General features: G+C 65.1%; 9 protein-coding genes. 3 read left to right on the top strand and 6 right to left on the bottom strand.

Annotated features, from left to right (window positions below):
• Window positions 1–294: 294 nt before the first annotated feature.
• Complete coding sequence (locus tag AB5I40_RS06250; RefSeq protein WP_370937462.1) at window positions 295–675, bottom strand: hypothetical protein; 381 nt, start codon at window positions 673–675, stop codon at window positions 295–297.
• A 550-nt stretch (window positions 676–1,225) separates the two neighbouring features.
• On the opposite strand from AB5I40_RS06250, the gene AB5I40_RS06245 reads away from it, so the two are divergent.
• From AB5I40_RS06245 to AB5I40_RS06235, 3 genes are all read left to right on the top strand, one after another.
• On the top strand, window positions 1,226–1,453 hold the full coding sequence (locus tag AB5I40_RS06245; protein ID WP_370937461.1) for a hypothetical protein: 228 nt from the start codon (window positions 1,226–1,228) through the stop codon (window positions 1,451–1,453).
• 578 nt (window positions 1,454–2,031) lie between these two features.
• Window positions 2,032–4,842, top strand: a complete 2,811-nt coding sequence (locus AB5I40_RS06240) for a BTAD domain-containing putative transcriptional regulator (RefSeq protein ID WP_370937460.1) — start codon at window positions 2,032–2,034, stop codon at window positions 4,840–4,842.
• A gap of 730 nt (window positions 4,843–5,572) precedes the next feature.
• The gene (locus AB5I40_RS06235; RefSeq protein ID WP_370937459.1) at window positions 5,573–7,942 is read left to right on the top strand and encodes a restriction endonuclease; all 2,370 of its coding nucleotides are present in this window, start codon (window positions 5,573–5,575) and stop codon (window positions 7,940–7,942) included.
• Window positions 7,943–8,370: 428 nt separating this feature from the next.
• Here the strand turns inward: AB5I40_RS06235 and AB5I40_RS06230 are convergent, their stop codons facing one another.
• The 5 genes from AB5I40_RS06230 to AB5I40_RS06210 all read right to left on the bottom strand — a co-directional run bounded on the left by AB5I40_RS06230 (window position 8,371) and on the right by AB5I40_RS06210 (window position 20,217).
• Window positions 8,371–10,239, bottom strand: a complete 1,869-nt coding sequence (locus AB5I40_RS06230) for a DNA cytosine methyltransferase (protein ID WP_370937458.1) — start codon at window positions 10,237–10,239, stop codon at window positions 8,371–8,373.
• A 144-nt stretch (window positions 10,240–10,383) separates the two neighbouring features.
• On the bottom strand, window positions 10,384–12,129 hold the full coding sequence (locus AB5I40_RS06225; protein ID WP_344273770.1) for an AIPR family protein: 1,746 nt from the start codon (window positions 12,127–12,129) through the stop codon (window positions 10,384–10,386).
• Window positions 12,126–15,281, bottom strand: coding sequence for an RNA polymerase sigma factor RpoD/SigA (locus AB5I40_RS06220; RefSeq protein WP_370937457.1), 3,156 nt, complete (start codon window positions 15,279–15,281; stop codon window positions 12,126–12,128). Before AB5I40_RS06220 ends, AB5I40_RS06225 begins: the two co-directional genes overlap by 4 nt.
• On the bottom strand, window positions 15,278–17,059 hold the full coding sequence (gene drmB / locus AB5I40_RS06215; RefSeq protein ID WP_370937456.1) for a DrmB family protein: 1,782 nt from the start codon (window positions 17,057–17,059) through the stop codon (window positions 15,278–15,280). Before drmB ends, AB5I40_RS06220 begins: the two co-directional genes overlap by 4 nt.
• Window positions 17,056–20,217 carry a helicase-related protein gene (locus AB5I40_RS06210; RefSeq protein ID WP_370937455.1) on the bottom strand — a complete coding sequence of 1,054 codons (3,162 nt, stop codon included), beginning with the start codon at window positions 20,215–20,217 and terminating at the stop codon, window positions 17,056–17,058. The genes drmB and AB5I40_RS06210 overlap by 4 nt, the downstream gene beginning before the upstream one ends.
• Window positions 20,218–20,220 lie beyond the last annotated feature (3 nt).

Below are 20,220 nucleotides of genomic sequence, written 5' to 3'. Positions count from 1 at the left end.
ACTATCGCTTGTAGTCACAGACCTGCTGTGACGGATCGAGATAGCTGTCACTCGATCACGGTTTCTGTCACTTGCGAGTCGTGGTCTTGTTGTCGATGGGGCGTTCGAGCCGGATTCGGTATGGGGGGCTAGCGCGTCGAGCAGGTTCATGACGTGCCTCGAGTGCCTGGTGGGCGTCATCGCCCGGGCACAGCCGGGTGGTGGGTTCGCGTCATGCCCTCGCGTCAGGTCCCACGGCAGTCGCTGGGAGCGGACCCGGAAGGGCCCGCTCCCACCTCGCTCACTGCGCCTTGCTCAGTTGGCCGGGCCGCATGCCCAGGTGTTGTTGCTGGCTGTGTCGATCAGGCACGCCTGCAGGCTCTGGCCGGGACCGTCGTAGAACCACCCCTGGAAGTTCGAGCTGGAGCTCGGGCCGCCGCCCATCCAGCTCCAGGTCTTCAGGTTGAAGACGCCGAACAGGCAGGAGCCGTTGTTCTGCGTCGGCTGGATCCCCATGTAGTCGTGGTAGTCGCTTCCGAGAATGACCTCCTCGATCGCCGCACAACCACCGTGACTGAACGTCCAGCTGCCCTCGGCGGCCTGGGCCGAGGTCGCGGTCCCGACCCCGATCCCGATCATCGCCGCCACGGCGATCACAGCAGCCGTGGCGCGCTTGCTGATCCTGTTGAATCGCATGAAGCTCCTCCGGTGAGTCAGATATATCCATTCAGGGGTCTGCGTCCAGGCATGTGCCCAGGGCAGAGCGTTGCACCCAAGCAGGGACAGGTATCGCGTGGTCAATTTTTCCGCGATTTAATCAGGTCAAACGAATGAAACGGCCATATGCGCTATGGACTTTCTTTGGCCAAAGACGCAGTTCAGCGGCATGCGAGGATAACGACTACTCCTTTCGGGGGCGTGAATGGGCACCCGCCGCGGTGCTCGCGAACATCGCGAGGAACGCGGCGGCGATCGCCATAATCGCGGTTCTGAATCTGTAACGGGCCATGCTGATCCAGCATCTCGGCAGAGAGCCCCTGCCACTGTGTACCGGCTTAGGGAATCCACCCCTGTTGTGAAAACGACCGACCCGATGTCGGCCGACAACTGTCAGCCTGTCGGTGCTCGGTACCCGTTCGGTACCCGACGGGCTCTGTCGGGTAGGCGCGGGTCTACGGGGTCGGTGGGTGCCCGGCCAGTCGTGCGCGGAGAACGTCGGCGTCGGGGGTGGTGCAGGTCGTGGAGGATGGGCAGCGCCCAACTTCTCGTGCAAGTCCAGTGCGTTGTGGTAGCAGGCGACGGCCCGCCGGTGCTCGCCGAGGTTGTGGTGGGCGACAGCGAGGCTGTCCCAGGTGTCGGCCTCGCCGTGCCTGCTGCCGACCGCCCGATGCAGTTCGAGGGCCTGGCCGCAGGAGCGCAGCGCGTCGGCGTGCTGGCACAAAACAACCCGTCCGCACTGGACAAGCACCGGTGACTGCCGCAGAAGGCTCTGACGCGCCTGTTGCGACGGACTGCTCAGCGGCCTCAGTCTCAGCGAGAGGAGCGTGCGCGTGTTTCCCTCGGCAAGCAGTCATAGAACATGCAACTTGTCGAGACGACGCGGAAGCGGCACAGGAAAAACATTCACGAGACAGTTCACGAGCGTGGCGTGCGATTCACGTTGTCCGGCGCAGCGAGTACCACGGTGGCCTGGGGCAGTGCCGGTGCCTCCAATCGATCTGGCATTGCAGTTCCTGCACGTTCGATGATTCCAGGACCTGCCTGCGGGTCGTCGAGCAGTAGCATCGTGATGGCGGTGGGGAGATGAGGTCGAAATTCAGTATGTTGAGCGGAACGACGTAAGGGGCGTCGTGGCGGGTCGCCGCGGCTGCCGCGACGGAGAAGCATCATCTCGTGCGTTGCCCAGCCGACAGCAGCAGATCCGACTGCCGTCGGCTCGGACGGCACACGACCGGGTTCCAGCCAGAGGGGCAGGCGTCGCCGCCGGCGCCGGAGCGATTTGCCGGTGCAGGCGGACGGCGGAAGGTTGGGTGGGCGCAGCGAGGGGGACCGTTGGGTGTTGCCGATCGTTTGGAGTTCCGGCTGCTGGGGCCGGTGGAGGTCTGGCGCGGACCGGAACGGCTGGCGATCTCGAGTCGTCACCAGTGTTGCGTGCTGGCCGCGCTGGCGTTGTGCCCGGGGCGCACGGTGTCGGTCAGCGCGCTTGTCGACGCGGTGTGGGATGAGGAGCCGCCGTCGTCGGCACGGCGTCAGGTGATCAAGCTGGTGTGCCGGTTGCGCGGCGCGCTCGGAGACGCGATCGCCACCTGTTCGAGCGGGTACGCCCTGAACGCCGAGCCGGATCAGGTCGACGCTGGTGTTTTCGCCTCGTCGCTCGCGGGCGCCCGGCGACTCTCGGCCGCGGATCCCGCCGGCGCGGCAGCAGCGGCGCGGGCGGCGCTTCGACTGTGGCGGGGGCCAGCGCTGAGCGGAGTGACTCCGTGCCTGGCGGCGCAGGCGAGGCGGCTGGAGGAAGACCGGCTTGCCTCGCTCGAAGAGGCGGTCGGCTGGGAGCTGATCGCCGGTGAGCACGCGGGTCTGGTGGCGGAGCTGACCGCGTTGGTTGCCGCGCATCCGCTGCGGGAACGGCTGGTCGGGCAGCTCATGTCGGCTCTGCATCGGTCGGGGCGCACCGCCGAAGCGCTGGAGGTCTATCAACGCACCCGCGAGCGGCTGGCCGACGATCTCGCGCTGGAGCCCGGCGCGGAACTACAGCAATTGCACGTGGCTATCCTGCGCAACGATGCGACCCTCGCCGCGCCGATCCCGCTTCCCGTGCCAGCACCGCTGGCCGCCGCCCGCCCAGCGGCAGCTGCCGTGCCGAGACAGCTGCCGGGCGCGGTGTCGCGCTTCACCGGCCGCGCGGACCAGCTCAAAGAACTCGCTGGGTTGCTGGACCGGCAGGACAGTGTCGCGATCGCGGCGATCACCGGCACTGCGGGCGTGGGCAAAACAGCTCTCGCCGTGCACTGGTCGCACCAGGCCGCGGACCGGTTTCCCGACGGGCAGCTCTACGTCAACCTCCGAGGCTTCGACCCCAGCGGCGAGCCGGTCGCGCCCGCCGACGCGATCGGAAGTTTCCTCGGCGCCCTCGGGGTGCCCGCCGAACGGATCCCTGCCGGTCTCGCGGACCGATCGGCGCTCTACCGATCCGAGCTGGCCGGTCGCCGGATGCTCGTGGTGCTGGACAATGCCCGCGACGCCGGTCAGGTCCGGCCGTTGCTGCCGGGCTCGGCGGAATGCCTGACTGTCGTCACCAGCCGCGACCGGCTCGGCGGTCTGATCGCCGGCGAGCGCGCGCACGCCGTGTCCGTGGATCTGATGACCACTGCCGAAGCCCGGGACCTCCTGGCGAACAGGCTGGGCCCGGAGTGCCTGGCCGCCGAACCGCAGGCGGTCGACGACCTGATCGAGCTGTCCGCGCATCTGCCGCTGGGGTTGAGCATCGTCGCCGCACAGGCGACCCTCGCCGCGACTTTGTCGCTGACCGAACTGGCCGGCCAGTTGCGCGAGGCCCGCGATCGCCTGCGGGCCATGGACATCGGCGACGCCTGCGTCGACCTCAGCGCCGTGTTCTCCTGGTCGTACCGGACGCTGAGCGCCGCGGCGGCGCGCATGTTCCGGCTGCTGAGCCTGCATCCCGGCCCGGACATCTCGCTGCTGGCCGTCGCCAGCCTCGCCGGAACCGGACTCGATCAAGCCCGGCTGGCCCTGTCCGAGCTGGCCGGAGCACAGCTGCTCGCCGAAACCGGCACCGGCCGGTTCGCCTGCCACGACCTGCTGCGCGCGTATTCGGCGGAAACGGCACATCAGGACGAGACCGAGCAGGCGCGCCACGCCGCCCTGCGCCGCATGCTCGATCACTACCTCCACACCGCGCACGCCGCAGCGCTGCTGCTCAACCCGTTCAACGACCGGCTGTCTCTGGCCGCGCCCCAGCCCGGTGCAGTGGTCGGCGAACTCGTCGACAGCGAGCAGGCACGGCAGTGGTTCGCCGCCGAGAGACCGGTGTTTCCCGGCGTCGTCGCCCGCGCCGCCGACGCCGGTTTCGACCTGCACGCGTGGCAGTTCGCCTGCAGCGTGGCCGATTTCTGCATACGCGCCGGACACTGGACTCAGACGGTCGCCGCTCAGCTCGTCGCGACCGCCGCGGCCGAACGTGCGGGCGACCCGGATGGGCAGGCCCGGTCTCTGCGCGAACTCGGCCGGGCCTACGTCCAGCTCGGCCGCTTTCCGGATGCGCGGTCCAGCGCGGTCCGCGCGCTCGAAGCGGACGAGTCGCTCGGCGACCCGCTCGGCCAGGCACGCGATCACACCGTTCTCGGCATCGTGGCGTATCTGCAGGGTGACTACCAGGAAGCGATCGAGAGCGACAGGATCGCCTACGAGTTGTTCGGAGCGGCAGGGCACCGAGCAGGCCAGGCCGACGCGCTGAACGGGATCGGCTGGATGCAGACCAAACTCGGCCGGCACGCCGAAGCCCTGCGCTACTGCACGAAAGCCCTTGAACTACAGCAAACAGCCGGAAACATGCACGGCGAGGCGGACACCTGGGACAGCCTCGGCTGCATCCATCATCACCTCGGCGAGCCCAAGATAGCCGTCGCCTGCTACCACGCCGCACTGGACCTGTATCAGAAGGTGGGCGTTCGCCATCCGCAAGCCAACACGCTCATCCGCCTCGGCGACACCCGCCAGGCCGCAGGCGACAGCCATGCCGCGCACCGGTGCTGGCGGCGGGCTCTGCTCATCCTCGACGACCTGCACCACCCCGACGCCGGCACCCTCCGCGCCCGGCTGACCGAGCACCCGCCCGCCTCGTAAACCCGAGCGGCCTGCCGGAGGAAACTGGTCGGGTGCCGGGCGTCGTGAAGGTCGGAACCGGCTGCGGCGGTAGACGCACTGGCGCAGCCGCTCGCTGATCGTCCAGTCGGATGGCGGAGTCGTTGCGCAGCAGGCCGTCGATGACGCAGACCGGGGGATACGACGGTTCCGGTCATGCCCACGACCGCCGCAGCGGGGTCCGGCTAGAGGCCGCATCTGGATGTTGAAGTACCTTAGAGCACTTGTACGTTAGACGTAGCAGTAATGCTACGAAAGAGTGTCCGAGGACGATCTTGCACGCTAACCACAACGCTCATACTGATCTGATCAGGCATGTTAGCTATTCAGGACGTCGCCGGAGCAGGCTCGACGGCGAGTCGAGCTCAGCTTCCGCGACCCGGCTGAGCCGTCTGCCTGGCGGAGCGCCCCCAGGAGCAGCGGAGCGACGGCTTCACGGCAGACGTCGCCGTGGCCAAAAAGGTCGGTACCCCGCGGACGCTGACTTCGATGTCATCCGCGAGCCAGCGGTCTCACCTAGCGGAGACGGCGATTATCTCCATCACGGCGGACCGGGTCACCGCGATGGACGCGGACTGCAACACGACTCTGGCACCAGATAAGACTGTCACGACTGGCTTCAACAGCGACTCCGACCACGGCACCTCGCCGTTGCGGGCTCACGCTTAACGGTGCCGCTGCGACGCCGTTGAGCGCCGGGCAGAATGGGCTGATGGATTCGTTCGATCTGGGGCGGCTGAGTGACTACGACTTCGAAGTGGTCTGCCGGGACCTTTTTGAGGAGATCCTGGGTCTAAAGATCGAGATCTTAGCCCGCGGCGCCGACCGAGGGATCGACCTTCGGCACATGACCGGTGACGCCGGCGACGTGGTGATCCAATGCAAGCACTGGGCTCGCAGCGGCCGAGTCAAGCTGCTCGCCCACATGCGCGATAAGGAGCGGGCCAAGATCGCAGAACTGCGGCCTGCACGGTACATCCTCGCCACGAGCGTCGAATTGACCGTCGACGCGAAGGACACCCTTCTTAAAGACCTCGCCCCATACGTTCACAGCACTGGCGACCTGTACGGCGCGGAGCAGCTCACCGAGGAGTTGCGCAAGCGCCCGGCACTCGTGCAGCGCCATCTTCGGCTGTGGCTGACCAGCGCCGCTGTCCTGCATGCGGTGCTGAACCAAGACGCGCTGCTCCGCTCGGAAGACCTGGTTAGCGAGCTCGACGACGCTGCGATGACGTTCGTCCCGACCCCCACCTTCGACATAGCCCGGGCGCTTCTCGAGCGAGAGTCGGTCTGCCTACTGGCGGGTATTCCGGGCATCGGCAAGTCGACGATCGCGAAGATGCTCGCCCGCCTCCACCTGGGAAGAGGCTACCAGGTGGTCGACGTGACGCGGGAAATCAGCGAAATCGATAGAATGTGGCTTCCCGAAAGCCCACAGCTGTTCTTCTACGACGACTTCCTGGGCGAAATTGCCTTCGACCACCACCTCGGAAAAAACGAGGATCGTCGGCTGCTCGGGGTCCTTCGCCGGATCCGGGAGACGCCGGGGAAACTGCTGGTCCTCACCACACGCGAATACATCCTGCGGGAGGCCAAGCATCGCCACGAGACTTTGGACGACGGCGACCTCGAGCCGCTCACGTGCGATGTCGGGATGGACGCCTACAGCGTGGATATCCGTGCCAGCATCCTGTACAACCACGTCTACTACTCCGAAATCTCAGCCGCTGAGAAGAGAAAGTTCGCCGTCCCTTCGCAGTGGCGCGATCTCCTCTGGCACCGCAACTTCAGTCCCCGACTCGTCGCGAATACCCTGCGCCTCGCTGGCCGTGACGGCACCGCGGAGGTGGCCGAGGCCCTGCTCCTCAACTTCGAGAACCCAGAGCGAATCTGGGCACGCGTCATAGAACAGCAGCTTGATGCTTCCGCCGTCCACTTGCTCGAGGTGCTGTTCACCTTCGGCCGGGACACGGAGCTCGACGATCTCCACGACGCCTGGCGCAGCTACCGCATCGCTCTCAGGCAGCCGGACGACCGCCGGCAGTTCTACGACGCGGTGAAAGTCCTCGACGGCTCGATGATCGAAACCTCGCGCCGGTTCGACCCGACCGAGCATGAATCCGAACCCGCACCCGTCGTTGCAACCTTTCACAACTCGTCTATTCGTGACTATCTGCTGAGCCGTGTCCAATCGAAGCTGGTCTCCCTCGACGAGCTGCTCGGGACGATCATCGACGCTTCACGTCTTCACCACCTGGTCTCGCTCGCGTCTCTGCGCTCCCAGAGCGTTCTGCGGGAGACGTTACGCACCCGCGTCGACGACCTGACGGACTTGTTCCTTCGCGACTACGCCGAAACCGAGAGACGGTCCTTCGAGGAGGCGCTTAGAGACGACGACTGGGGCGACGAAGACGATGACGGAAGCTGGACGAGCGACCTAGACTACTACTTAAAAGTCGCAATCGTCATCGGCTCCCGGGGCTTGGCCGAGTTCATCGCCGACAAGATCGAGAACGCGGATTCCGTCCGAATCGGCGACTGCGAATCGCGGCATCTCATCACCCTCGCTGCCAACCTCGCGGCAACCGAGCTGGTCCCAGCAGAGCAGCGCCTTCGGCTAGGGCCCAAACTGCTCGACGAGGCCATCGCCGACAGGTCGCGCGCGCAAGGCCAGCTCGGATATCTGTGGTCGGACCTCATCGAGCTAGCAGAACTGCTGACCGACCTGGAGGTACCGGGAGCACCCGAGCGCCTGCGGACGATCCACGAGGACATGACCGATGTTGTGCACGGCGAACTCCGCGCGTGGCTGTTCGACGAGCCGGCACGGCAAGCATACACAGCCCGTTACGGCAACTGGTGGGATTTGGCGGAGGTCTTGTCGTCTGTCGAGCCAGAAGATTTGCCCGAAGAGCTGCGTCCCGCGTACGTCGTCGCTACGGCCGCGGCCCAGGCAGGTATTTCGGCCGAAACCCCGACACCGAAAGCCAGAGAGGCACCCCCGACGAACAGGCCACCCGTTCATATCACCGAGCCAGCTCCCGACGAAACGCTTCGCAATATGCTTGAAACCCTCGAATAGGCCAGGAATTCCCGCAAGAAGTCCACCGCGAGTAAAGCGCCGGGCCGGGAGTGTGCGGGTGCTGCGTGTAGGCACACATCTCAGCAAGCTCGACGTTGAACTGCAGCTTGAAGCGCCAAAGCGATGCTCGGCTGGGACCATCTTGGTCGCCAGGCGCGAGACACCGCCAACAACTCGCTGGTTTGGACCAGGCATGGCAGTCTACGGTCGCAAACTGAGCATCGGGCATCGCTAAGCGGACGTCGGCGACACGTCAAGACAGCCTACACGGCCACTCCTCACTGAACAGGGCGATCTATTGGCCACAGACTGAGAAATGGAACCGACGGGTTCGCCTGACGCCACCCATTTACCGCACTGCAAGGAAGATGGATCCTCCTGATCTATCGCGATATCCTTCCGGCTGTCGGCATTATTTGCAATTCTGGTCAGAACAGTCTGTCCGATAACTCACTGTCGCGGGCGGTCGCACACTGGCGGGCCAGTGGACATCCCGCGCACATCGGTGCTCGCTTGTGGCAATGAAGCTGGCCGACCAGCCGCAACGCGGCCATGCGCAGCGGCGCTCTGGAGTCGCCTCCTACCAAGCGGGAGATGTCGACCCTGCCGTCGGTGAGGCTGTTCGTCCGCTCCGAACTGGTGTTTAGTACGCGTGACGACACACGGATGGCCGGCTGACTGGTTAACAGGACGTCGTCGCCCGCTAGCAGCTTCAGGAGTGCGGTCTTCCCAGGCGGAAGCGCTAAGACTTCCGGCATGTCCTGGGGGTGCAGCCAGAGCTTCCTGTTGTTCTGCAACTGCCGTAGGCGTGTGACCGATGCAGCCGCTCCACGCGTGACTACCGCTCGTTCGATGAGGTCGACCGCTCGCTTGGTGATCCGCCCCCGCGTGGCCACCTCGCGGAGGCCAGCAGAGTAGGCGGTCAGTTCGACGGGTGACGGGTCCAGCATCGCCACGACCGCGGCAACGGGCGGGGTCAGCTCATCTCCGGGGAGGACGCACCAGTAGTTCCCGGCACGCCGATCCTCGGCCCAAGCGACCAAGCGGGTTGCGAGAACGCGCCACCGGTTCTGCCGGGCCTTGTCGGCGACGGGTACCGGGACCAAGGCGGTAGCTGCCGCCTTTCCCAACATCGGCGGCACCGCATTGCCGATCTGCTGAAACGCGTGACTGCGGCTGCCCGCGAAGCGGAAGTGGTCCGGGAATGTTTGGATACGGGCAGCCTCACGTACGGTGAGCGTGCGGTTCTCAGACGGGTGAATGTACCAGTAGCCGTCCTTCGCGATGTGAGCGGTGATGGAACGGCTCAGCTCTTTCCAGTCCAACCGCTTGTACTTGTCGTCGAATGTTTCTGCGGTGTACCTGCGCAGGCTGGGATCGATGTGCGCATAGAGGGTCTTCGACGTCATCGAGGCGAAGATCTCACGATCGTCTTCGCGAACCGGCCGGGTCATGTGATCCCACACTCTCTGCTCGCCGATGCCGCGTCTCATCGCCTTCGCGAACTCCGATACCTCGCCGTCAGGTGAGTAGGGCAGATCTCGACGACCAGTCGTGAGGCCGAGGCGAGGTAGGTCGTGAATTGCGTCCTGTACGAACACCTCTTTGCCTGGGCGAGGCCAGGTGAAGGCGTCGCTGTCAAGGCGGGCTAGCAGTATCAACCGCTTGCGGTGCTGGGGAACGCCGTAGTGCCGGGCGTCAACCAGCCGGAGGTTGGTCCGGTATCCGACGTCCTCCAGCATGTTCACGATCCGCCGCACGACGTGGAAGTCGTCGCCCAGAGCCATGTCAGGCACGTTTTCCATCAGCACCGCGCGAGGCTTCACCTTGAGCACGACATCGACGTACGCTCGCCACAGTTCCTTGCGTTCGTCGAACTCGTCGCGCACGCCCGCGTCCACCAGACTGCGGATCTTGCTGCGCCCTGCCCTGCTGAACGGCTGGCACGGTGGCCCGCCAGCGATGAGATCAATCTCGACGCGCTTGAGCATCCTGACCAGCGCGGCGCGCTTTTGCGGGTCTCCCAAATCGACGTCGAACGCGAGTCCGGGGAAGTTCGCCCGGTGAGTCTGCAACGCGAACTTGTTGTGGTCGACCGACGCCGCGACGGTCCACCCGGCGTCGGTCAAGCCCAGGCTCAAACCGCCGCCACCAGAGAACAAGTCGACCGCAAGCCGGGCACCTTTCGCCACTCGTTCGGCGCACCATTGCTCGAAGGTCTCCTCGGTGCACGCGTCCGGGTGTGCCGGCAACTGGAGCAAGTCGCTGCGCTCGAGCTTCACCGCGTAGACCGCCACATCGCCTCCCGTCCTACGAACAGGGACCCGCGCGGGACCTCCACCACCGTAGATCTGGTTGTGCTCAATTTCCTCATGCCACTTCCTGGGACCGGTCCGCTCGGCCGACCCGACGCGCTAACAATGAAACGGGGATGAAGTCGCCTAACCGACGAGAACGTCGGCAGGAGGGACCCACCCTATCGCGCGGACACTGTCCCAGCAGGCGGTCTTCTTTGCCCACTCGGTGACGTTTCCGCCGCTCGGAGGTGAGGTGAGCACCCGGCGCACAGCCTTGGCAACTTCGGGTACCGCCGCGACGATCGCTTCGGGCAGCGTCTGTTCGCGCCAGAGCCGGTCGAGATCGAGCCCGCCGAGCGTTTGTACGATCAACGACACGCTGTGCGCAGCTGTCTGGCCGAGGTACCCCCCGAAGTTCTGCTTCTGGATAATCGCTCTGACCTGGCGGAACACGATTGCCTTGGCGACCAGATGGCGGAAGTACACGTCATCGGGCGCTTCGCGCTCGGCTAAGCCCTCGTCCGACGTCCACGTTCGGAAGCACTTCTCAGCGCCCTGACACACGATTTCAGGTCGCAGCGAGTAGGCGAACTCGTACTTGGCGGCGTCCGTCTTGCCGAATCGCTGTCGCACAGGGTTCTCGCGGTCGAACTTGCGTCGCGTGGCGGCGGTCGTGAACCTGTTCTTCTCGACGTCGTACTGCCCGCGCACGCGCTCGTAGTACCAGCGAGTCTGCTCGACGTCGACCCCGAGAGAGGGCACCCAGGTGGTGCGGGACCACCGCTCCAACCCGACATGGAAGCGGCTGTTGCCCTCGAAGTCGGCTGGGGTGACAGCGTTCTGCGAGTTCGCGTAGCGGGAAATCTCCGGAACCATGCTGTCAAGCCGGTCATCGGGGATCAAGGTTATCTTCGCGGGCACTATGACTTGGGCCAGATCGATTCCCTTGCGCGCAGCGTGGTGCAACGAGGCGGTGGTCTGCCCACCGTTGACGATCTGCAGCTCGGTCAGGGTCCGCAGCACCAGTCCGCTCGATGTCCGCTCGAGGTCTGCTTCTCGAGCAGTGGCGGATACGCCGTTGTTGTAGGCCAGGAATCGACCGGGCTGTTCCTTGATCGTCTCCGCGATCCCCTTGTTGACCTTTCCCCTGGCTTGAAGGTACGCACGCACGTTGCGCTGGAGCAGCCGGCTGTGGTGCTCGTCGTACAGATCGGCGAGCAGCTTCCCCGGCAGCATCGCCATCAAGCATCGGTAACCGTCGGCCTGCTCGGGTGACTCCAGACAGTGCACTTCGTACCCCATCTTCGCGACGTCGATGAGAATGTCCTCTTGGTCGGCGCCCGAGCTGATCAGCTTGTGGAGACGGTTGACGTCCCACACGTTCACAAGGGTCGGGAGACCAGCAACGGTGGACTCTTCCGCTCGGCGCAACCCGCTCTTCCCGTCGGTGAAGACCAGAATCTTGATCATCTGCAACTGGGGCCACGCGCCGTGGATGTGCTCGACCATGTCGTAAGGCGGGCTCGACCGCTCAAGCTGCTCGTGCAGTCCGCTGCGGCAGAACTCTGCGAACGCGCCGGCGCGACGGACCAACTGGGTTAGCCGCTCACGTTTCAGGGGCTCAGCGTCCAAGCCGTGATCGGCCGTGACGAGGTGCAGGATCGTGCCGTCTCCTGTGATGTCGTACCCCGCAACCTCGATGCGACGGCTCTGCCAGGGCATGAACAAGTAACAGGTGTCCAGATCGTCTAGCGCCCCATCGTCGATCAGGTGCTCGCCGATTAGGGTTACGAAGGCGTCCCGTGCCATTAGCTCCGGCTCCGCCTGGACCCGGTCCTCCACCCTGCGCCGCAGCTCCGCTGCGAAGGCGGCGAGCTCGCCGTCCGTCACGTCGTCCCCCTGGTTCGGTGTTGTTCGATTACAAGCTCTGACTTGGCGCGCGCTATGCGCGCAAGAGCGGCCAGCCTCGGCCGCAGCGGTGCCGGCACTACGGCCGCGGCTCCGGGGCGATCTTCGCCCCAGGCGGAGCGCTGGGCGAACGGCACCTCGACGAGGACCCTGGCCAGTGCGGTGCTCTCCGCCATGTCCAGGCCGTCGAGTCCGAGCCACCCACCGAGCGAGAAGTATCGGCCGTCGCATCGCACGTAGAAACCCTGCGAGGCCCGCCAGTCGACCGGGTCACCGACCGAGTCCGCCTCTCCGGCACGCAGGAGGTCCGGGTGAGGTAGGACGCGAGGACTGGCGATCACCGAGAAGCCTTCGCCGGTTACCCGCTCTTCCCCGAGGTGCTGCCCGGCCGGATTGCACCACAAGAACGGGTCACTCGCAGTTACCGCACATCCATTGACTTCCAGGCAAATATTGCGCTCCAACAACGCTCCGAACACCACACCCAAGTCGCGGATGCACCGGTCGAGGATCGTTCCGAAGTGTGCACCCGCGACTTGCGGACGTGGCATGCGGAGCAACACCACCGACCAGCGGTCGACCTTGTCCTTGGCCAGCAGCCCCGCGGGGAGCCTCCGAGAAGTGCGATGCAGCCACCAAGTTCCGGTGTCCACGGCGGAGGTGAGCACCAAGCAAACCGGGGACGCATGCGACTCCCAAGTGGTGATCTCACCGTACAGGGAGGCGGCGATGCCGAGGGCTACCGACCCGCGCGACACCTCGTGTCCCTCGGACAGCGTCGAGAGCAACGAATATCCGGCGAAGGCTGCGCCGTCGTGGACTAGCGAAAGTCTGCAGCTCGTGCCAGAGCCCGCGCTCCTAATACGGACGTGGCGGGCACCGGATCCCAACGCGCGGTCCACCAAGGCGATCAGCAGAGTTCCCACGGCACTATCTCCGTCTGCAGCGCCGAGCAGGTCCACGAGTCCCGATCCCGTGGCGATCTCCGTGCTGGCCGGGCGCTTCTCACGCTTCGGTGTACGCATGCCGTTCGCCCGACAGGTCGGACGCTTCGGTGAGGGTATGCGAACGGAATTTGCACCACCGGCCACCAGACCTACGTCCGCGAGCTTGTCGCGCAGGTTGTCCTTCGCCTTGCTTTCGATCTGCCGCGCTCGTTCGCGGGTGAACGAAAAGCGCTCGCCGATCTTATCCAGGGTGAGGTCGACACCACCATTGAAGCCGAACCTCAACCTGAGTACTTCGGCTTCACGCTCCTTCAGCAGTGACAAAGCTTCACGCACGAGTTCGGCGCCGAGTTCGCGGTCTACCACGTAGTCGGGGTTCGAATGGTCGTCGAGCGGAGCAGGGATCAGTTCCGCGAACGAGGTCTCGCCATCCATGCCCAAGGGTGCGTCCAGGCTGATCACACCCAAGGACAACCGCAGGCAGTCCAGCACTTTCTCCCAAGACAATCCGGTGCGTTTGGCGATCTCCGCGATTGGAGCGTCTTCCTGCTGGAGGAGCAGGTTGTTCCGGATGGTGCGAACCTTGCGGACTTCTTCGTACTTGTGGACCGGCAGCCGGATCATCGCGCCTTCGTCGGGAACTGCTCGGCCCATGTGCTGGTTGATCCAGTTCACCGCGTAGGTGGAGAACTTCAGCCCTCGCGAACCGTCCCACTTCTCGATCGCCCGCATCAGACCCAACAGCCCGTGCTGGTACAGGTCCTCGTCCTCAAGACCAGCACCGAGGTGCTTCGTGATGCAGGAGCGCACGAGGCCGGTGTTGTGCAACACCATGGCGTCGAACGCCTTCGCCCGCACGTCAGCGCTGCGCAGCGTTGAGCGAAACCCCTTAGGCAGTTCCTCCGCGAGATCTTCGCCGGTAAGCCGCATCAACTGCGCCAGCCCGACCTCTTCCTCAGCCGTCAGCAGGCGTTTGGCGCGGTCCTTGCTCCGCATTAGAGCAGCGAGCACCGCGCGGGCACTGTCGACGGCTGAGCGGCTGGGCGGGGGCAGCTGCTCTGTCGTGGAAGGAGAGACTGGGAGGCACCTAGTGGATATCACCTCCACCCACTCGTCGCCGACCGCCTTGCGCGTGCGGTCGTCCACCAACGCGAACGGGAGCCCGCTCAAAGCAGTGGGCCGCCCCACACCGGAGTACGAGAGAAACAAGTCCGAGTGCGTCGTCGGGCCGAGCACCCGCAGCGCGTTTTCGAGCCGGAAGCGGTCCTCGACCTGGTCGAGTCCCGCCAGCATGACGTGGTCGAACCGCATACCCACGGCGCTAACCCAAGTCAGAACCTTGATTCCCGGGTCGGATGCGGTAACCGCTGCGTGCCGCGGGACCCTTGCACCGGACAGGTGCCACTGCGTCGTTCCGTCGAACAGGTCGCCGATCCCATCCTTGAAGGCTTGGACCAATTCGCGAGTCGGCAGCAGCACGCCGATTCGCCGGTCGTGGTGCGCCGTCGCGTGCTCTACGACAAACCGGATCTCCTCGTCGACATCCTCATGATCCACCAGCACTGGCCGCGGACCTTCATGGCGGGAGACGTCTGTGAGGAAAGATCCATCGCCGAGGCGCTCTAGCAACTGGTCGATCTGCGCGGTGCCGCCATCGACGTCGTGCGAGGTCGTGGCGGCATCGACACCGAGAAGAGCGGTGAGGCCGTGCAGTGTCGTACCGGAGTCGCCGACCGTCTGCACGGGGTCGACGAATACCGTCGCCTCGATGCTCAGTAGCCGGAGCACCGTGTAGAAGTCGGGCGGCAGCTGCTGCCCTTGGACCACGATGACATGTCGCTGGTCTAGCGGTCGGACGTAACGGGCCCGGAGATGCCGCTTGAATTCCCAGAAATCGAAGTCGTAATCTTCCGTCTCCGGTTGTCTGACTCGCAGCACTGCGCGCCACATGTTGGCGAAGTAGGAGTGGTAGGTCATCACCGTGTCGCCACGGCTCTCGAACGGCATCATCGTGCGGATGCGGCTCGTCAGCACGCTGGACCTGGTGATGACGTGAAGCTCCTTGCCGCGCCCCCGCAAGCGGCGGTAGGCCGCGACTGCCTGGTCCGCTTGGTCGACTGCGGGCGCGGCGGCTACCACGGTGTGACACAGCGCTTCATGATGCGGGGCACGTAACACGGCACTCACAGCGTGTTCCCCGGTACACCGTTAACCATCGCAGCCAGGTCCTTGAAGAACCCAAACTCCGGGTCGATCAGAAGACGCCTGTCAAGCAGCCTGTTCATCACCTCGCAGCTCGTCTCCGGGGTCAACGAGCACGCGTGGCACGCCGCCAGGGACAGCCCGTCCGGTCCCTGACCGGGGTGGTCCGCGCACACAGGGTCGAAGGAGCACCACTGGGCCGAAGTGATCGACATGTCGAGGAGCCGACCCAACCGGGGGGACTCACCCATCCTTACGAGGCCGCCGAGAGTGCCCTCCGAGTCACCAGCTGCGGTGTAAATCAATACGCCCGCCATGGCGGGGCCTTTGCCGCTCTTCGTTACGTATAGGCGCTCGCGCAACGCGGAAGTCGAGTAGCCAGCTTCGAAGGCGGTGTTGCGCAGAAGCAGGTGCGCGAAGGTATGCAGGAGCACCAAGCGCGGTGTCGGATCCGGAAGCCATTTGACTCCCTTGTTTTCGTGCCGCTCCAACAGCTTCCGACATCGGTCGACCACCGGGCCTGATCGTTCCCAGCGGACGAGGGCTTCTTCGTCGAATCTGAGGAAAAAGCCCTCGCCGAATACCTCGATCGCCGGCAGGAAATCGCCGTCGGAACTCAAGTTCGACGGCACCTTCTCCTGCATCGTGTGGCGCTCGAAATGCGTCAGCACCCGAACTTCGCGCAGGCGATCGACCAGTACGACATCTACGATCGGTTTCCGCCAGCCGCTTGTCGTCCCTCCAGCGTCACCCAGCGGTCGATCGGCTCGGCGCGAGATGAAGCGGTCTCGGTGATCGTGGTCCTCCTGGGGGTTGATCAGGGCCGCCCACTCGTCCGGGCGAATGTTCTCCGGACCACCGTCGATGGGAGTGCGCGGATCACCGGCCTCGCGAGCCAGGGCCGCCTCGACCTCGGCGACGGAGAGCCCGTACTCATCGGCTGCTACCTCGATCATCTGTTTGGCCAGCTTGTAATTAGGTTGGCCGACCAGGAACTTGAACTCGTTGCTCCTCATCACTGCAGCTAGCGGGTCGCTGATCGTGCTCCACGCCGACTCCGGCGGAATGTCGATCGCGCTCTCCACCGTGGGGAAATATACGCTTGAGGCCCCACGTTGCAACGCAACCATTTGCTCGGAGCAGACCGAGGCGTCTCTCGAGTCCTGCCACGGCTGCCTGCCAGAGCATTTGCCGCCAATCTGCTTCAGTCCGATCCTGGTGGTCAATCCGTCCAAGGACTTCTCACCGCCGCACGTTCCGCAGCGCACGACGAGCGAGTTGAGGCCACCACCGACGCCGGTCTTGTTCAGGAACTTCAGGTCCGGCCGCTGGCACTGGTTCTGATTCCGGTTGCGACGATCCGCGGAGTGTGCCCAGGCGGCCCAGTCGACGTCCGACAGGTGTCCGTTGGCGCACACCGCAACGAACCGCATTGGAACGAGCTGCTTGCGGCCGGGACAGTGTTCACATGATGGGGCAGTGTTGGCGACCTCTTTCCTGTACGACCACCGGCTCATGCGCCGACAGCTTGGGCAGAACAGCCACTGGGGAAAGCGGTAGTAGGGGATGGGCCGGCGGGGTGACGGTGCCGCGAGCGAATCCACCTTCAGGTAGGCGGCCAAGCGCGGAAAATCGATCGACACGTGCGGGCCGCGCCACTTCCCGGCGTCCTCCACCACGAACGACTCGCCGACGAGATCGATGATCGCTCCAGGGCCGAAAGGACTGATGATTTGCGAACGCCGAACCTTGCGAATCGTCACTTCCGGGTGCCCCTCACTTCGACTTGGACCTCCACGTCCACGCTGCGCATGGAGTCGAGCGTGGCCCAGCCGTCCCCTTGGTCGGTGAACCGCTTGAGCAGCCTGGGGCGCTCGCGCCCGCCCTGGCTGTAGCGCAGACCGCCAGCCTGCTCCGCATCCACGGCCCGCTTCACCCACGTCTCAACGAGGTCGTTGAGGTGAGCCTCGACCCGCTCCAGTTCGGTTGCATCGGCTCGTTCAACGCGGCCGAGGAACCTCTTGAGGAGCGCAGAGAAGCGCTCGTCGTCGGGGTCGAATGACGCGGCCTCCTGGTCACCCGACAGACCGAGCGCGTGGCGCACCAGGACGACCAAGTCTGCGTGAAGGGCACGCAAGCGCGCTGGTACCGAGAACGGAGTCACCGAACTCGGCTCCACCGAGCGGTAAAGGCTCGCGTGATAGGGAGTGAACGACTCGTAGTGCGACCGGTCTCGCGGCTTGGAGGGTGAGTACACGGTCACCACGAGGCCGGGGCGGTCGGCGTTCCGACCCACGCGGCTGGTGGCCTGGATGTATTCAGCGGTCGTCTTCGGCTGGCCAACGACGGTCATGACGCCGAGACGGCCGACGTCGACACCCACGGAGATCATGTTGGTGCTGGCCAGGAAGCCGACGCCGTTCGGAGCGTCGTGCGGTTCCTTGAGCCGGTCCAGGCGTTGCGGGATCTGTGCTGATGCCACGTTACTGGTCAGCTCGACCACGTTGTCGTCGTCGAGGTGCCGCACGTGGTCCTCGGCCTGTGCGATCACCTTCAACCGTGACGGGATGTCGTCGGAAGCGAGGTTGATCGTCTTGCCCAGCTCACGGAGACTGTTGTGGTAAACGACGAGTGTCGAGTATGCGTCCTTGGCCGCGGGCGTCAGGTCCACTTCGAGCGGTGCCTGCAACTGCGCCGCGGCGACGTGGATGAGCGCGGTGAGCGGTGTATGCCCCTGTGGCATGACTCCCATGTAGGCACGACCGGGTCCTTTGCGGTCGGTGCTCACGAAGTACGAGTCGGCCGCGTCGACACCCGCTGGCGGGAACAGCGCAACAGGCCGCCCGAAGACACCCTTGGTCTGCTCGTCGGCCCTGCGGATGGTGGCCGTGGCGGCGACGATCTTGGGCTTATTGCCCCGATGCGCCATCAGCACATCGAAAGCCGCTTCGTAGAGGCCGACTATGGTCCCGAGCGGTCCTGAGATGAGATGGAACTCATCTTGGATGATCAGTGACGGACCCGGGTAGGGACCCGCGCCGAAGAACACGCCGGTGTCCTCTTTCCAGACCGCGCGGGCGAACTTGTCGACCGTGCCGACCAGCATGGTGGGCGGGTTCAAGTAGAGGTCTTCGTCCACGGACGACATGGGCAGCTCGGTGCGGAATGGACATTTGTCGTTCACACACCGCACGCGGAAGGAGTTGTTGGTCGCCGAGATGCCCCATCGCTGCTCGTCGGCTGGGCTGCCGGGCATGATCCTCGTACCGCACCACGGGCAGGACTCGATCTGGAAGCCTTGGTCGCTCGCTGCACCGTCCCGCAGCCGAGCGATCAGTCGCCGGGCCTCCGCGAAGCTGTTAGGGCTGTTATCACCGCCGACCCACAGGCCGATCGACACGGCACGGCTGCCGAGCTGTCCCCTGTACTCGGGGTCGTCCCGGCGCACCCGCTCGCAGGCGGCAATCATGGTCGCGGCGCGCTGAAACTGCTGGCTGGTGAGCAGCCGCAGGGTATACCTGGTGATGACCGTCGTGCCCAATCCCGCGTCACCCCTGGTCAGGCGCCGGTGGAGGATGGTGAACGCCGCGAGCCCGAGATACGCCTCGGTCTTGCCACCACCGGTGGGGAACCAGATCAGGTCGACCAAGTCCCGATCTTCGCCCTCTTGGACCACTCCTTTCACCGTCATCAACAGGAAGCCGAGCTGGAACGGTCGCCAAGCGTAGTCAAGCGAGTCATATTCGACTGCCGGGTCCGGTGCTTCCGAGGGAGCGTGCGGCGAGCCGCCGAGGTGCGGCTGACTGTGCGCCATCTGCATGAGCATCACGCGGTTGGCCAGCGCGAACGCCTTGAGCGCAACTTGGTCCTCGCGCAGGAAGTCGAGACCGCTCAGCATGCGGTCCCTGGCACTTGTGGCACGGACGCGCAACCGCTGAGCGGCGGCTTGGAGTCGCTGGTCGAGGTCCGCCACTGCGGCGTCCCAGGTCTTCGTGATCCAGTCCGAGTACCGCTCGACGAAGCCCGTCAGGGCCGCGAACACGGGCTCAGGATCAGTAGCGATCGCGGCGAGGCCGTTCAGGCGGACGGCGGCGGCCACGTCGGGGAGGTCGAAGTCGACGTCGGGCACGACGTGTACGGGTAGGAACGACGTGCCGACCCACAAGGGCTGGTCGCCGGTCGTGTCCCAGAGGGCGGCCGTCCCGTGGCCGACGGCGTACACCGGCACGTCACGGTACTGGAGTTCGAGTTCTTCCGCCTCTTCGTCACTATGTGCCCGCGCCTGTGCCGGATAGCGGATGAGGGTGCCCTCGACGGCCGAGCAGCGCAGGTCGACCTGGAAGAGCAAGTCCTCTGGGTTCACCGCCCGGCGCTCCTCCTGCATCTTGCGGTTGACCAAGACGACGGTAACGATCACGCCATCGGGATGCAGACGCCAGATGACCTCGACGCTGGCCGCCCCGTTCCAAACCTCCGTCCGCCTGCTCGCCCCGGAGGGTGGAGGCTCAAATCGCAGCCCTTCTTCCCTCACGAGGTCCAGCGGTTCGCGTCGCCACTCGTCGTCCGAGGTGGCCAGGTACCGCCCAGCTCGCACCTCCACCACAATGGCGGACCGCTCCGCGGTCATGAAGCTGATGCCAGCCGAACTCGGCCGACTTTGTCCCGCCAGCGTGATGGGGTTCTCGTCGTCGTCCTCGGGCAATGCTCCCGCTTGATCGTCGACTTCCTCGGCATCGTCGGCTGGGAAGCTCCCATCGGCGGAGGGCACGGTGAGCGACATCGGATACAGCACGGCGGTCAGGTACCGATGCTGCGGAGCCCGCTCGTACAAGACCTCGTCCTCGCCGTCTACGGGACCGACCAGTTGGTCGTGTAAATAGTCGATCACCCGGTCGCGGTCCGGGAACCCGGTGGTGTGCAACCT

This window comes from Amycolatopsis sp. cg13 (assembly GCF_041346965.1).
In the GTDB taxonomy this organism is placed as follows: domain Bacteria; phylum Actinomycetota; class Actinomycetes; order Mycobacteriales; family Pseudonocardiaceae; genus Amycolatopsis.
Note: the sequence above shows the minus strand (reverse complement) of the source record. Positions and strands in the feature narration are given on the sequence as shown.

Excerpts from the sequence above, each read along its gene's own strand:
- AB5I40_RS06235 (WP_370937459.1), top strand. The coding sequence starts at position 5,573 with ATGGATTCGTTCGATCTGGGGCGGCTGAGTGACTACGACTTCGAAGTG.
- AB5I40_RS06245 (WP_370937461.1), top strand. The coding sequence starts at position 1,226 with ATGGGCAGCGCCCAACTTCTCGTGCAAGTCCAGTGCGTTGTGGTAGCA.
- AB5I40_RS06250 (WP_370937462.1), bottom strand. The coding sequence starts at position 675 with ATGCGATTCAACAGGATCAGCAAGCGCGCCACGGCTGCTGTGATCGCC.